Source organism: Arthrobacter sp. YAF17 (assembly GCF_052113365.1).
GTDB lineage: Bacteria > Actinomycetota > Actinomycetes > Actinomycetales > Micrococcaceae > Arthrobacter.
Map to the genome: position 1 here is coordinate 579,362 of NZ_JBFRDB010000001.1, position 13,932 is coordinate 593,293.

Annotated in this window: 15 protein-coding genes; 6 read left to right on the top strand and 9 right to left on the bottom strand. The window is 64.5% G+C overall.

The genetic code is table 11. The features are described from left to right. Positions 1–17: 17 nt before the first annotated feature. From AB4Y67_RS02735 to AB4Y67_RS02745, 3 genes are all read right to left on the bottom strand, one after another. Positions 18–524, bottom strand: coding sequence for a DNA alkylation repair protein (locus AB4Y67_RS02735; RefSeq protein WP_441404264.1), 507 nt, complete (start codon positions 522–524; stop codon positions 18–20). A 121-nt stretch (positions 525–645) separates the two neighbouring features. Next, on the bottom strand, positions 646–966 hold the full coding sequence (locus AB4Y67_RS02740) for a GYD domain-containing protein (protein WP_441404265.1): 321 nt from the start codon (positions 964–966) through the stop codon (positions 646–648). Positions 967–1,188: 222 nt separating this feature from the next. Continuing rightward, positions 1,189–1,647, bottom strand: a complete 459-nt coding sequence (locus AB4Y67_RS02745) for a universal stress protein (RefSeq protein WP_441404266.1) — start codon at positions 1,645–1,647, stop codon at positions 1,189–1,191. Positions 1,648–1,953: 306 nt separating this feature from the next. On the opposite strand from AB4Y67_RS02745, the gene AB4Y67_RS02750 reads away from it, so the two are divergent. From AB4Y67_RS02750 to AB4Y67_RS02760, 3 genes are all read left to right on the top strand, one after another. Next, positions 1,954–4,134: a transglycosylase domain-containing protein gene (locus AB4Y67_RS02750; protein ID WP_441404332.1), complete on the top strand. Its 2,181-nt coding sequence runs from the start codon at positions 1,954–1,956 to the stop codon at positions 4,132–4,134. Positions 4,135–4,266: 132 nt separating this feature from the next. Continuing rightward, the gene (locus tag AB4Y67_RS02755; protein WP_441404267.1) at positions 4,267–4,824 is read left to right on the top strand and encodes a hypothetical protein; all 558 of its coding nucleotides are present in this window, start codon (positions 4,267–4,269) and stop codon (positions 4,822–4,824) included. 3 nt (positions 4,825–4,827) lie between these two features. Continuing rightward, positions 4,828–5,370 (top strand): hypothetical protein, encoded by a 543-nt coding sequence (locus AB4Y67_RS02760; RefSeq protein WP_441404268.1) that lies wholly within the window; start codon positions 4,828–4,830, stop codon positions 5,368–5,370. Here the strand turns inward: AB4Y67_RS02760 and AB4Y67_RS02765 are convergent. After that, complete coding sequence (locus AB4Y67_RS02765; protein ID WP_441404269.1) at positions 5,367–5,879, bottom strand: mycothiol transferase; 513 nt, start codon at positions 5,877–5,879, stop codon at positions 5,367–5,369. The two genes, AB4Y67_RS02760 and AB4Y67_RS02765, sit on opposite strands and share 4 nt — an antisense overlap. Before the next feature lie 228 nt (positions 5,880–6,107). Between AB4Y67_RS02765 and AB4Y67_RS02770 the strand changes: the two genes are divergently transcribed. The 3 genes from AB4Y67_RS02770 to fmdA all read left to right on the top strand — a co-directional run bounded on the left by AB4Y67_RS02770 (position 6,108) and on the right by fmdA (position 9,436). Then, entirely contained in the window at positions 6,108–7,622 is a 1,515-nt protein-coding gene (locus AB4Y67_RS02770; RefSeq protein WP_441404270.1) for a M1 family metallopeptidase, read from the top strand. A gap of 234 nt (positions 7,623–7,856) precedes the next feature. Next, entirely contained in the window at positions 7,857–8,144 is a 288-nt protein-coding gene (locus tag AB4Y67_RS02775) for an FmdB family zinc ribbon protein (protein ID WP_441404271.1), read from the top strand. Between the two features lie 35 nt (positions 8,145–8,179). Continuing rightward, positions 8,180–9,436 (top strand): formamidase, encoded by a 1,257-nt coding sequence (gene fmdA, locus AB4Y67_RS02780; RefSeq protein WP_441404272.1) that lies wholly within the window; start codon positions 8,180–8,182, stop codon positions 9,434–9,436. Positions 9,437–9,499: 63 nt separating this feature from the next. Here the strand turns inward: fmdA and AB4Y67_RS02785 are convergent, their stop codons facing one another. The 5 genes from AB4Y67_RS02785 to AB4Y67_RS02805 are packed head-to-tail and all read right to left on the bottom strand — an operon-like array spanning position 9,500 to position 13,906. After that, the gene (locus AB4Y67_RS02785) at positions 9,500–9,880 is read right to left on the bottom strand and encodes a RidA family protein (protein WP_441404273.1); all 381 of its coding nucleotides are present in this window, start codon (positions 9,878–9,880) and stop codon (positions 9,500–9,502) included. Positions 9,881–9,933: 53 nt separating this feature from the next. Then, positions 9,934–10,698: an amino acid ABC transporter ATP-binding protein gene (locus tag AB4Y67_RS02790; protein ID WP_441404333.1), complete on the bottom strand. Its 765-nt coding sequence runs from the start codon at positions 10,696–10,698 to the stop codon at positions 9,934–9,936. Continuing rightward, positions 10,698–11,633, bottom strand: coding sequence for an amino acid ABC transporter permease (locus tag AB4Y67_RS02795; protein WP_441404274.1), 936 nt, complete (start codon positions 11,631–11,633; stop codon positions 10,698–10,700). The genes AB4Y67_RS02790 and AB4Y67_RS02795 overlap by 1 nt, the downstream gene beginning before the upstream one ends. Positions 11,634–11,645: 12 nt before the next feature. Next, positions 11,646–12,593: an ABC transporter substrate-binding protein gene (locus AB4Y67_RS02800; protein ID WP_441404275.1), complete on the bottom strand. Its 948-nt coding sequence runs from the start codon at positions 12,591–12,593 to the stop codon at positions 11,646–11,648. Further along, positions 12,593–13,906 carry an alpha-hydroxy acid oxidase gene (locus AB4Y67_RS02805; RefSeq protein WP_441404276.1) on the bottom strand — a complete coding sequence of 438 codons (1,314 nt, stop codon included), beginning with the start codon at positions 13,904–13,906 and terminating at the stop codon, positions 12,593–12,595. The genes AB4Y67_RS02800 and AB4Y67_RS02805 overlap by 1 nt, the downstream gene beginning before the upstream one ends. Positions 13,907–13,932 lie beyond the last annotated feature (26 nt).

Below are 13,932 nucleotides of genomic sequence, written 5' to 3' on the forward strand. Positions count from 1 at the left end.
GGAAATTTGCCCTGGCGTTACGGGCGGTCAGAATCCAGCTCGGGCCGGCGCCTGGCCATCTCGGCGGCGCGGCGCAGCCAGCCGTCAGGATCCCTCCCCCAGCGGTCCAGAACGCTGTCCGCGCGGACCCTGCCGACGACGTCGAGACCCGCCATCAGGGGGCCGACGACGTCGGTGGCGAGCGGATCCACCAGGGCGCTTAGCTGTGCGCTCCGGACGAAGCCTTCGATCCGCGTCAGGTCGGTGTTGGTCAGCAGCCGGACGCTCGATTGCAGGAGGACGACGGCAGCGAGGCGGCGTTCGAAGACCGCCACCTGCCACAGCTCGGAGCTAAGCGCCGTGATGTCATCGTGCGTGAGGTCCGGATAGCGCCGGAGGGCATCGCGGACAGTTCCGCGCACGGCTCCGACCGATGCGCCGTAGTACCCGTGGCCACTTCCGTGCCTGGCCTCGGACTCCTCGGCCCGGCCCCACGACGACTCGCGCTGGAGCGCAAGGTCGATGAAGTCGCCGGCATCACTCATGGGGCCATTGTTTCGCATCCTGCGGCGGGGACGCCCAGCACCCAAGTGGCCCGACGCCGTCGTGCCCTGTCTACCCCGTAACCGCGGGGCAGCGAAGTCCGGTGTCGGCTGGGTCCGGCGCCTACTGCCCGGGGGCCCGGTACGTCGGTGTCTTCTTGGCCGCGTCGTCAAGATCCTCCGGCGTCAGGAGCGGCTTCAGGCGAACGTTCACAGAGCCCGATGAGTTGATAAGAAGCGAAAGCGCGGCGGCATCGGACGGCGACGGGACCTCGAAGACCCCCAGTACGTCCCTCTCCCCGAAGGCGTAGTAGAAGCATTCGAGCGATCCGCCCACGGATTTGAGGGCATCGACCAGCGCGTCACGGCGCTTCGTTCCCCCTTCGCGCATGAGGCCCTTGATGCCCTCGCCCACGTAGTTCGCTTCGAACAGATACTTAGTCATGACCCTTCCCGTCCTGTCATATCCAGGACTCGGGCAAGGCAAAGTGTGTCAAAGCCACTTTGGCGGCGGGTCCCGGAGTTGGTCCCCAGAATGGGGTTGTGGCCACATCGTAGGCGCTCCCCCGCGCCCTTTCAACGGTTGCTGAAGACTCCCGGCAGGCAGGCCATTGCGCGCCCCGGCTCCCGGTGGCACAAGCGACTGCGGACGACGACGGTCCGCGCCTCAGGCGGCTTTGGGACGGACGACGAGGACCGGACACGGTGCGTGGGTGATGATCTGGGTGGCGACTGAGCCCAGGTGCAGGCCGGGAAATCCGCCGTGCCCGCGGAAGCCGACCACCACCAGATCCGCATCCTTGGCGGCGTCGACTACTGCTGCTGCCGGTGAATCGTTGTGAACGACCTGCCCGGTGGCTTCGACTCCCGCGCCCTCGGCCGTTTTTAGGGCCCCGGCCTGCAGGGCTTCCGCGATTCCTTGCGGGGAATCCTCTGCCACGATTTCGCCGGCGGCCGTTTCCAGGACCGCCGCATACCAGGCAAGCGGGGGCTTGCTCCAGGCCGTGACCAGACGGATCTGGCCGTTGCGCTGCCGGGCCTCATCCACAGCCCACGTCAGCGCATTCTGAGAATTCTCGGAACCGTCAAAACCAACCACAATCACGAACGAATCTGTACCGGCCATTGTCTTTCCATTCCCTAGCTTCACTGAGCAGCCTGGACCTTTCAGTTTCTGCGTGGGCCAAAGTCAGTGTCAAGGCATCACCACGGAGAACACGGGTTCTCCGCGCGTTCTGTCTGGTTCATCCGGTCAGGGTGTGGCGCCGGCCGGCCAGGCGGTCCTATGTTATGGACATGGGATTACTGCGGCACCGGGCGGAACGCCACAGCCGACGACGGCGGTGAGGCGCTCCGGGATCTGAATCGATCCGGACAGGGGTGAAGCGGGGCATGTTTGACCACATTTTAGAGCGTGACAAGTGGGGGAAAGATGGAGCTGAGAAGACGAACCCGATCTCGTCTCGCCGTGGCTCTCTGGGCAATTCTCGGATACTTCACAGTGAGCGCGCTCTGCGGCGTCCTGGTTGCCGGCCTGGTGGTCCCCGGTGTTGCCGCCGCCGGAGTTGCCGGCAGCAACTCGATCAAGTTCTTCAACCAGCTCCCCTCGGGGCTGACGGTTGATCCGCCGTCGCAGTCAACCAAAGTGCTGAGCGCGGACGGGAAACTGATCGCCAATTTCTACGCAGAGAACCGTGTGCGGGTCAGCCTGGCCGACATGTCCCCGTACATCAAGGATGCGATCATCGCCGTCGAGGACCGACGCTTCTACGAACATGCCGGCGTAGACCCCCAAGGGATACTGCGGGCGCTGTCCTCCAATCTGACCGGTGGCGGCCGGCAGGGCGCGTCCACACTGACCCAGCAGTACGTCGCCAACGTCGTCACCGAGTCCCTCGTGTCGGCGGACCGCGGCGACGAGGTCATCCGCGGGGGCCAGAAGACCGTCGGGGACAAGATTCGCGAGATCAAGCTGGCCATCGAACTGGAGAAAAATTACAGCAAGGATCAGATCCTCGAGGGCTACCTCAACATCGTGTTCTTCAACCGGGATGCCTACGGCATAGAGGCCGCGGCGCGTTACTTCTACAGCACCACTGCCAAGGACCTCACCCTGCCGCAGGCCGCCCTGCTCGCCGGCCTGGTGAACAGCCCCAGCTTCTACGACCCCTCCGTCTATCCGGACAACTCCCTCCGGCGCCGCGACGAGGTCCTGGCCAAGATGCTCAGCCAGAGGATGATCGTCCAAGCCGAGTACGACGCCGCCATCGCCACCGGCGTCGACCTTAAGATCACGCCGGGCCGGCAGGGCTGCGCCGGCGCGGAAATTGCACCCTACTTCTGCGACTACGTTTCACACCTCATCCTCAACAATCCGGCTTACGGCGTCGACCTCGCCACCCGGCAGCGGAAGCTGTACCGCGGAGGCCTCACCATCACCACCACCCTGGACAGCAGGCTGCAGCTGGCCGCGCAGGCGCAGGTGGACGCCACAGCCGGGGCCAACCCGGACAAATGGGGTGCGGCGTTGGTTTCCGTCGTGCCCGGCACGGGCAAGATCCTCGCGATGGCGCAGAACACCGTGTTCCTCCCCGAACCCGGAAAATTTGATACCCAGCTCAACTTCAACGTCGATTCCAAGGACGCGGACGGCAATGACCTGAACGGCGCCGGCGGGTTCCAGCCCGGATCCACCATGAAACCGTTCACGTTCGCGGAATGGCTCAACTCGGGGAAGACCCTGACGGCCATGGTGGACGCCTCCAAGAGAACATATCCGCTCGATTTTCCGTGGAAATCCAGCTGCGGGAAGGTGCGCGGCGCCTACAGCACCAAGGAGAAAAGGGCCGGACTCGACGCCACGGACGACCTCCAGAACAACGACGAGGGATACTACCGCCGCATGCCCGTTGACTACGGGCTCTACAACTCCATCAACACGGCAACTTTCGCGGAGGCCGCACAGCTGGACTTCTGCAACATCCAGAAGATGGTCGACACCGTCGGGCTCCACAGTGGTTTGGACAACGCCCAGATCAACATGCACCAGCTGGGCAACTTGTTGGGTGCCATTGGAGTGGCGCCCCTCCACCTTGCCAATGCGTTCGCCACGTTCGCCAACGACGGCGAGTACTGCGCCCCGATCGCCATTGTGGAGGTGACCGACCCCGCGGGGCGGAAGTTCCCGGCGGAGACCAGTGACTGCCGCAATGCTGTCAAGCCCGACGTTGCCCGCGGCGTGAACTCCGTCCTCCAGGACGTGCTGAAACGCGGGTCTGGCGTCTATATCAAGCCAAAGGTCCAAAGCCAGTTCCCAGTGGCGGCGAAGACCGGCACCTCCAACAACAACGGCGCGACGTGGGTGGTCGGCTACACCTCCGGCATGGCCACCRCATCCTTCTTCGGAGACACCCTGGAAGGCCAGAAGCGGCCCGGCCAGAACGTCACCATCAATGGCAAGTTTTACAGGGGCATTGATGGCTACATGCTCGCCGGTCCGCAGTGGGCGAACTACATGCTCGAGGTGGCAGGGCTCTACCCTGCCAAGTCTTTCCCCCCGCCGCCGGATTCCATGACAAAGAAGCAGCCGGAGCCTGCGGGCAGGAAGCGATGACCCTGCGGTTGGTCAAAGCCGTGATTCCAGCCCGCACCCTATGCCGCGGGGCCCGAAGCCTCTATTCTCTTGCCATGAGAGTTGGGGGCAAGTTCCGGCGAGGGGAATCGCGCCATTTCGTGCGAGCGGCCCGTGGATACGTCTAGCGCCCAGCCTCCTGACAATTACGACGCCTTCCTGTCGAGACTGGATGCCGCCACCACAAGCCTGAGCACGCGGGCCGGAGCCCTGGACAAGGCGCTGGCAGCCGTCTCATTGCTCTTGGGACCTTACGAATCCGCCGTCCGGAAATGGGAACGACGGCGCCGCCACGTCGGCGAGCAGCTCGCCGGGCACTCCGGGCCGCCGCAGTCACACGCCGCGCTGAGCGAACTCCACGACGTGGCAGCAAAAATGGAATCGATGCTCCGCGGCCGGGTCCAGCGCGTCCAGGACAAGTTGGCGGTGATGCACGGTCGTCGGGAGGCCATCGACAAGTCGCTGCTGGACCTTGAACTGAGCCGGCTGAAACTGAACTCGTCCCGGATGCTGTCACAGGACCGGGAAAAGCTGAGCAGCATCTTTTCTGCACTCGCCGGCTCGGCCGTTGCCGTCTCGGCCCACCCGGATACGGGGCTGCTGAGCGATCTTAGGGAAGCACGCGAGGCAGTCATCCTGGCCGAAGCGCTGATGGAATTGAAGGGGTACTAAATCATGGAAAATTCACCGGTCGAGCCGCCCCGCAACAACACCGTCGCTCTTGTGCGGTGGTCGCGGAAGCCAGGCGAAAGTCCCGTGATCAAGTTCCTGCTGTTCAGCGTCTTCGGCCTCATCCTGTGCCTCGTCCTCATGATGTTTGTTCCCGGCCTCAGGAATTTCGGTGCCGTCGCGTTGTTTACAGTTTTCTTCGCCGCCCTGCTCACCGTTCCCACCGTCAAGGGCCGGAGGACATTTATGTTCGGGCTGACCAAACGGGTCAACGACACCATTGCCGAGGTGACGAACACCCCTGGCGACCAATTGTCGGTCAAGGAATTTCAGCGCATGGTCAAGAGCGGCGAGCGGCGGCCGCTCCTCGTCAACGGGGTGCCCGGGTTGAACCTGCACGTCGAGCGGATGGGATCGCTGGACAACAACGCCCCCGAGAAATGGCTTGCTGTCTTCACCGTGGTCCCGCCCGAAAACGGGACCGATAGTTTTGATCGCCTGGTTGCCGCCGCAATAGATGCAGGCCGCGGCGGCGCCACCGCGTCCTAGGCTTGGGGCGCGGAGTGCAAGCCCCTGGCGTATCCGGCCTGCCCCACGTGCTGCAGGCAATCGGCAATGGTGCTGACCAGCCGCACTCCTAGCGTGACGGGAGGATCCCAGCGCCTGTCGACGATGCGGTCAAGGTCGTCGTCGCCAAGGTCCGTCAGGAATGCCACCGTCTGACGGTGAACGGCGTCGTAATACGCGAGCAACAGCTCCGGCGCGGCCTTCACGGCGTCGACCTGGCCACTTGAGTGGCCGTAACCCGTGTCGCGTTCGGGCAGCGGAAGAGCAAAGCGTCCGGCATATCCCTGCGAGGTCCAGACCTGTTCCAGGCCGGCGACGGAAGAGAGCTGCGCATCCTCGACCCGGCTGAGGTGCCAGATCAGCCAAGCCATCGAGTTTCCGTTCCCCGCGGGCCGTCGGACCAGGGTCTCGCCATCCGCCCCTTCAAGAGTTCGTGCCACGGTCTCATGGATCCGGCCGAAGGCGTCAAGCAGCAGTTCGTTGGATTTCATCGAACCCCCTCACGGTGCAATGTCAGTGAGTCCCCATGGTTGCACGGGGACCGGTCCTCCGCTACGCAAAGTGTCCAGGCAAGGTTGCCCTCCACTCCAGGGTGGAACGGACGCCGCCGGCTCCCGGACTATTTCCCTCCAGCTTGAGGGACCCCTTCCGCTCGATACCGCTGGAGGGCTATGGTCCAGATCTACCTTGGACGTCCCCCTGCGTGAGAGGACCGGCAGATGATCGAAAACCGAAGCTATCGATGGAATGGCCGCCTGCGCCGAACGGCGATCGTCGCCGTGCTGGCGGCAGCCGGGGTAGGTGCGGTGAGCGGCACGGCGCAGGCCGCCCCCAAGAACGACGGTGTCGGTTACGTGGCGGGCGCGCCCGGCAGCGGCGACGCGTACTTTCCCTATGCCGGCAACGGCGGCTACGACGTTCTGAATTATGACCTCGCCCTCCGCTACGCCCCGCCGGCGGATCCCGGAGTGCTCGAAGGTAACCTCACCGGCGTCGCCACCGTCACCCTTCGGGCGAAGCAGGACCTGAAGTCGCTCAATTTCGACCTGCGGGGCCTCAACGTCACGTCGGTCCGGGTCGACGGGAAGGCCGCGAAGCAGGGCATATCGCAGGGCGGGGGCGGCGCCGAATGGTCCCAGACGCAGGACGACGCGAACCGCATCTGGGAACTCACCATCGGGCTGCAACCGAAGCTGAAGGCCGGACAAAAGACGACGATCGTCATCGAGTACGGCGGGACCACCGGCCGGCCGCTCGACACCACCGGAGCCCTGTACGGCTGGGTCACCACTGCCGACGGCACGATGGTCGTCAACGAGCCCGAGGGCGCCGCGACCTGGTATCCGGTCAACGACGACCCGGAAGACAAGGCAACCTACACGTTCCGCATCACGGTGCCGGAAGGCAAGACGGCCGTGGCAAACGGCCTGCCTTCCGGCCGTCCGGCGACGAAGGCCGGATGGACGACGTGGACCTGGAAAGCATCAGACCCGATGGCCAGCTACCTATCGACGGCGAGCGTCGGCGATTTTGCCCTGTCCTACGACAAGGGCCCGCGCGGGCTGCCGATCATCAACGCAATCGACGCCGGCGTGACGGGCGCGGAATTGGCGGAGACGAAGGCGTCACTCGCCTTGCAGCCGAAGATGATCGCGTTCCTGGAGGACCAGTTCGGGCGGTACCCGTTCGAAGCGTTCGGTGCGATTGTCGACGACGACACGGTCGAGTACGCGCTGGAGACGCAGACGCGGCCGGTCTACTCGGGAATCGCGAGGGAGTACACGGTACTGCACGAACTGGGGCACCAATGGTTCGGGAACAGCGTGAGCCCCTCCGACTGGCGGGACATCTGGCTGAACGAGGGCTGGGCCACCTACCTCGAATGGCTGTGGGCCGAGCACCAGGGCGTGGCGACGATGCCGCGGCAGTTCTCGGACGCTGTCGATTACCTCGATGCGGAAAACCGCTGGGCGCTAAACATTGCCGACCCGGGCCGTGACAACCTGTTCGCCGGCCAGGTCTATCTCCGCGGAGCCGCGGCTCTCTACGCCTTGCGGGCAAAGATCGGAGACAAGGCGTTCCTCGCGGGCGCCCGGTTGTGGCTCACCAAGCACAACGACTCGACGGCGACGACAGCGGACTTCGAGGCGGTCATGGAAAAGGCTTCGGGCCGGCAGCTCGACAAGTTCTTCGACGATTGGCTGCGTGAAGGGGACCGCCCTGCGATGCCTTAGGCCTTAGCGGACCGCCGCCCGGAGCCGGCCCGGGAAGGGCCCAAAGCCCCTGATCATGTTCCCGGGCCGGGTCTATTCTGACAGGACATCTTGGTTCCGGAGCTGCGTACAGCTCCAATCTGCCCGCCTCGCGTTTTCCTGCACCGCCCGCGTGATCGAGGTCCTGCAGATCCCCTTGGTCACCCATCCGGTATTCGGCACCTTCTGGTTCGTGGACAAGAGAGGACCTGGTCAATGGCCACCTATCAGTACCGCTGCCCCGCCGGCACACACTTCGAGGAATCGCACCCAATCGGGCGGGCCCCGGAAGCCCCGCCCTGCCCCGCCTGCGGGGAACCATCCCGCCGGGTCATCACCGCCCCGCACCTTTCCAGGACGGGATCGCCCGCCTTCCGGCTCATAGACTCCACCAACCGCAGCGCGGCCGAACCCGAGATCGTGATTTCCCGGATCCCCGGAAGCCCCCGCCGTGTCCAGCCGTATTCATCCAACCCGTCACACCGGAAGCTGCCGCGACCCTAGCGAGTACCTAAGCGGCGCCAGTCAAAGGAGATGAAATGCCAGCCAAGAAATTCACCCTGGACTCCAGCAAGAGGTTCGAAGATCAGGAGAAGATCGGGCACAACCGGTGGCACCCTGAAATTCCCCCCGTGGCAACCATCAAACCTGGTGAATCCTTCCGCGTGGACTGCCGGGAATGGTTCGACGGCGCGATCGTGAATGACGACTCCGCCGAGGACGTCCTCAACGCCCCGCTGCTGACAGTCCATAAACTGAGCGGCCCCTTCTCCGTTGAGGGCGCCAAACCCGGCGACCTGCTGGTGGTCGACATCCTCGACGTCGGTCCCATCCCCCAGGAAGATTCCGGACCACTCGCCGGACAGGGCTGGGGCTACACCGGCATTTTCGCTACCAGCAACGGCGGGGGTTTCCTCACCGAACAGTTTCCCGACGCCTACAAAGCCATCTGGGACTTCACCGGACAAACCGCGACGTCCCGGCACGTGCCGGGCGTCTCCTTCACCGGGCTGATCCACCCCGGTCTGATGGGAACAGCCCCCTCGGCGCAACTGCTCGCGAAATGGAACAAACGCGAAGGGGACCTGATAGCGACGAACCCTAACAGGGTCCCTCCCCTGGCCCTGCCGCCCGAGGCCGGACATGCGGTGCTGGGGCACCTTTCGCCGTCGGAATTCGACCGGGTCGCCGCGGAAGCCGCCAGGACCGCCCCTCCACGGGAGAACGGCGGCAACCAGGACATTAAGAACATGTCCAAGGGCACCCGCATTTTCTACCCCGTGTTCGTCGACGGAGCCAATCTGTCCATGGGCGACCTGCACTTCTCGCAGGGCGACGGCGAGATCACCTTCTGCGGGGCGATCGAGATGGGCGGCTTCATAGACCTCCGGGTCGAGATCATCAAAGGTGGAATGGAAACCTACGGCGTGAGCGAAAACGCTATCTTTATGCCCGGCAACGTCGACCCCCAGTTCAGCCAATGGCTGGCGTTCTCCGGCACCTCGGTGACCCTGGACGGCGAACAGCGCTACCTCGACTCGCACCTTTCCTACCAGCGGGCGTGCCTCCACGCCATCGACTACCTCAGCAAATTCGGCTACAGCAGGGAGCAGGCCTACGTCATCCTCGGCGCCGTCCCCATCGAGGGGCGCCTGTCCGGGGTGGTGGACATCCCGAACTCGTGTTCCACGGTCTACATTCCGACAGCCGTCTTCGACTTCGACGTACGGCCCTCCGCCAGCGGACCCCACAAAATCGACCCAGGCATGGGAGTGCCGAAGGCAAGCAACAGGTAGTCGCCCGCCGGGTAAGTTCAGTGGACGAGTGTGCCGGGAGGGGGCTCGGCGTTCCTCGGGTCGTCAGGGCATGGCAGCGACGGCGTCGATTTCCACGAGGAAGTCACCCAGGAACGAACCCACGGTGGTTCGTGCCGGGTAGGGGGCTTCCACKAACTCTTCGTAGCTGGCGTTGAACCCTGCGAAGTCCCGGCCGGGGTGATGCAGGTGCACCGTGGCTTTGACGACGTGGGAGAAGTCCAGTCCGTGCGCGGCCAGGACGGCAGCCAGATTTTTCATCGTCTGGACTGTCTGCTCCTCGATAGTGGTCCCGACGGTGTGGCCGGTGACGGGGTCGTGGGGTGTCTGGCCCGCGGTAAAGAGGAAGCCGTTGGCGGCGATTCCCTGGGAGTATGGGCCGGCCGGGCTGGGGGCGAGGTCTGTGGTTACCTGGTGTCGAGGCATGGGACTGTTCCTTTCTGGTGGCAGGCGGTGCCGCCTGCCTGTTTGATGATCTTCTAGAGGACCTTTGAAAGAAAGGCCTGGGTGCGTTCGTGCCGGGGTGAACCAAGGACGTCCGCGGGGGCTCCACTTTCGACAACCACGCCCTGGTCCATAAAGACGACCTGGTCGCTGACCTGGCGGGCGAAGCCGAGTTCGTGGGTGACCACCACCATCGTCATCCCGGCCTCGGCCAGGGACTTCATGACGTCGAGGACCTCGCCGACGAGCTCCGGATCGAGCGCGGACGTGGGTTCGTCGAAGAGAATGAGCTTCGGTTTCATGGCCAGCGCCCGTGCGATCGCGATCCGCTGTTGCTGCCCGCCGGAGAGTTCCCGGGGGTAGGAATGTCCCCGGTTGCCAAGTCCGACGCGGTCCAAAAGCGTCTGCGCCTCGGCGGTGACTTCGTTCCGGGGCCGGCCGAGCACGTGGACGGGTGCTTCCACGATGTTCTCCAGCACGGTCATGTGGGGAAAGAGGTTGAAGCGCTGGAAGACCATTCCCGCCGTCAGCCGGGAGCGCGCTGTCTGCCGTTCCCTCATTTCGTAGAGCCGTCCGTTGCGCTCCGAATAGCCGACGAGGTGTTCGTCCACGTACAGGCGTCCGGCGTCGACCTTCTCCAGGTGGTTGATGCACCGCAGGAAAGTCGTCTTCCCGGAACCGGACGGGCCGATCAGGCAGGTCACCGACCCCCGTTCGATCCTCAGATCTATGCCCTTGAGGATTTCCGTGGAGCCGAAGCTCTTGCGGACTCCCTGGGCTTCCACCATCGCGGTGTTCATCATGCTGTCCTAGTCTTTGGCTGGTTCTTCGAACGGCGGGTCGGTCGCGGCGCAACGTCGAAGCCGCGGCCGTAGCGTCGTTCGAGTTTGGTTTGGAAGAAGCTCAGGATGGTTGTCATCAGCAGGTACCAGAGGCTGGCGACGATGAGCAGCGGGATCGTCTGGTAGTTGTTGGCGTAGATGATCTGGGCCGAATAGAGCAGATCCGAGATCGCGAGGACGCTGACCAGGGACGTGCCCTTGAGCATGGAAATGACCTGGTTGCCGGTCGGGGGCAGGACCACCCGCATGGCCTGCGGAAGGATGACCCGGCGCATGAGCTTGCCGCTGTTCATCCCCAGAGCCCGGCCCGCGTCGTACTGGCCCTTGTCCACGGATCCGATGCCGCCCCGGATGATCTCGGCCATGTAGGCGGCCTCGTTAAGGGACAGTCCCAGCAGCGCTGCAGCAAGCGGGGAGATCAGGACGTTGGCCGATCCGAGGACCAAAGAAGGACCGCCAAAGGGAAGACCGAAAGCGATCACCGGGTACAGGGCCGCAATGTTGTACCAGAAGATCAGCTGCACCAGCAGGGGTGTGCCGCGGAAGAACCAGATATAGCCCCGGCTGATGGTGCTCAGGATCGGGTTGGCCGAAAGCCGCATCACCGCCAGGACCGTGCCCAGCCCGATACCGACGGCCATCGACACCACGGTAAGAAGGACGGTCAGCCCGGCCCCGGCGATGATCTGCGGGGCGAAAAGATAGGAGACGACGACGTCCCAGTGGTACCGCTGGTTCACGGCCACGTCCCAGGCGGCGCCAGCCGCCAGCAGAATCAGGACGACGGCGATCGCCAGCCTGGCCGGGTGCCTGAGCGGCACCACCGGGATGGATTCGCCCGGCGCAGCCGACGTGGTCAGGCGTGTGTCGGGGAGCGAGTGTTGTTGCTGCATCGTTGCCACCTCCTATTGGGCGAAATTGACGCGGGCGTCGGTGATGGCGCTGGATTCGAGGCCGTACTTGCCCAGCACCTTGAGGTAGGAGTCACTCTTGATGACGCCGGAGAGCGCAGCGGAGACGGATTTCACCAGCCCGGAGTCTTTGGGCATACCAACGCCGACCGGCGTGAAGTCATATTTTGCGGCGATCTCGATCTGGGGGTTCTGCGTGGCGGCGAAGTTCAGGATCGGCGAATCCGCCAGTACGGCGTCCAGCCGCCCGCTGGTGAGGGCGGAGATTGCCTGTCGGGTGTCCTGGAACTCGCTTCTCTGGATGGTGTCTTTACCGGCCGCAGTGCATGCCTCGTCGTACTCGGGGACATTGACCGTGAGCTGGTAGGACCCGGTCAGGAGGCCCAACTTCCTGCCGCACAGGGCGTGTTGGTCGGCGATCCCCTGCGGGTTCCCTTTGGCCACCGCAATGGAATTGCCCATCTGCATGTAATCCACGAAATCCAGGACCTCCATGCGCTTTTCCGTCGGGGTCATCGAGGAGACAGTCATGTCGTACCGGCCCGCGGCGATCCCCGGGATGATGGAGTCGAAATTGGCCACCTGGATCTCCACCTTCACGCCCAGGGCCTCGCCGAGCAGCCGGGCAATATCGGGGTTGGTCCCCGTCATGTCCTGGGTTCCTTCGCGGTAGAACTGTGTCGGCGGCTCGTTGGTGGGAATCGCAACGCGCAGGACCTTTGTTGCTCTGATCGGTTCCGGGAGCAATTGTGCTGCGGCATTGTTGACCGCGAGGGCGGGGACCCCGGCGCCGTTCCCGGCGGGGTCTCCCGACGGCGTCGACGGTGCGGAGGCCGTGCTTGGCGCACAGGCGGTGGCCGCGAGCAGGAGCGCGGCCGTGGCCATGACGGCGGGGACACCGCGTCGACTGCGCTTCATGGGAGCTGCTTGGGGGATTTTCATCAGGGAGTCCTCAGATCGGAGTAGGCCAGCTGGGCCGCGGGAAATTGGGCAGAGGGGATTTCGGTGGGAAGTGTGCGGGTAAAGACTTCGTTGCGGTGCCGGATCAGCTCACGGCCTTCACCACGCAGTTCCTCGACCGTCGTTACCCCGAGGAGCATCATGGTGCGTGTCATATCCGCAGCGAACATTTTCAGGACGTGGGCGACGCCGGCCTGGCTCGCGGCCGCCAGACCGTAGAGGTACGGCCGGCCGATGGAACAGGCATCGGCGCCGAGGGCGAGAGCCTTGACAATGTCGGATCCCCGGCGGATGCCGCCGTCGACGATGATTTCGATCCGGCCGGCTGTCTTGTCCACGATGTCGGGGAGCACATCCAGGGGTGAGGCCATGTGGTCCAGCTGGCGGCCGCCGTGATTGCTGACCTGGATGGCATCGATGCCGATATCGGCCGCAGTGACGGCGTCGTGGGGGTTGACGATTCCCTTCAGGATGATGGGACCGTTCCACCGCGCCCTGAGGTCCTTGATGTCATCCCAGTCCGTCGGTTCGTACGAGCCCGCCAGCAGCGTCCGCCACATGTCAGGAGTGCTGGAGAGCGGGCCGTCGGGAATCTCGGCGTCCAGGTTCGGGAAGGCGATCGCATCGTTGGCAAGGAACCCCAGTGCCCACCGGGGGTGCAGTGCCCCTTCGATGACAGTCCTGGGCTTGATCGACGGCGGTGCGGTGAATCCGTTGCGGTAGTCGCGTTCCCTGTGGCCGATGGCCCGGCAGTCGACGTTGACCAGGAGGGCCTCATAACCGGCATTCGAGACCCGGTCCAGGACAGCCTGCAGGAGGACCTTGTCCGCAATGGGTTCGAGGTTGAACCACCGCCGAAGCCCTGGCGCCGCGGCGCTGACGGCTTCCATGGTGGTGGTGCTCAGATGTGCCAGCCCGTACGGGATGCCAGCTTCGAGCGCGGCCCGGGCGACGGCGGTCTCGCCGTCGGGGTGAAAGAGCCGCGTGCCACCCGTGGGGGAAAGTGTCAGTGGCATTGCGACCGGGCCGCCCAGGAGCGTTGAGCTGAGGCTATGGTTCGCCACCGACCCCCACTTGGGAAGGAACGACCAGTCATCGAACGATGACCGGTTGCGTCGCAGGGACACCTCGTCCTCCCCTCCGCCCTCGATGTATTCGAAGACGCTTTTGGGCAGGCGTTTCGCGGCCAGTAGCCGCATGTCCTCGACGCTGTGGCAGCGCCGGGACAAACGCTCGGACGCGGACCGGGCCGGTCCCTGCCCTGCGGTCAGCGCCTTGATGTCTTTGAATTTCATTCGCCGTATCCTCTGGTTCTTGCTGG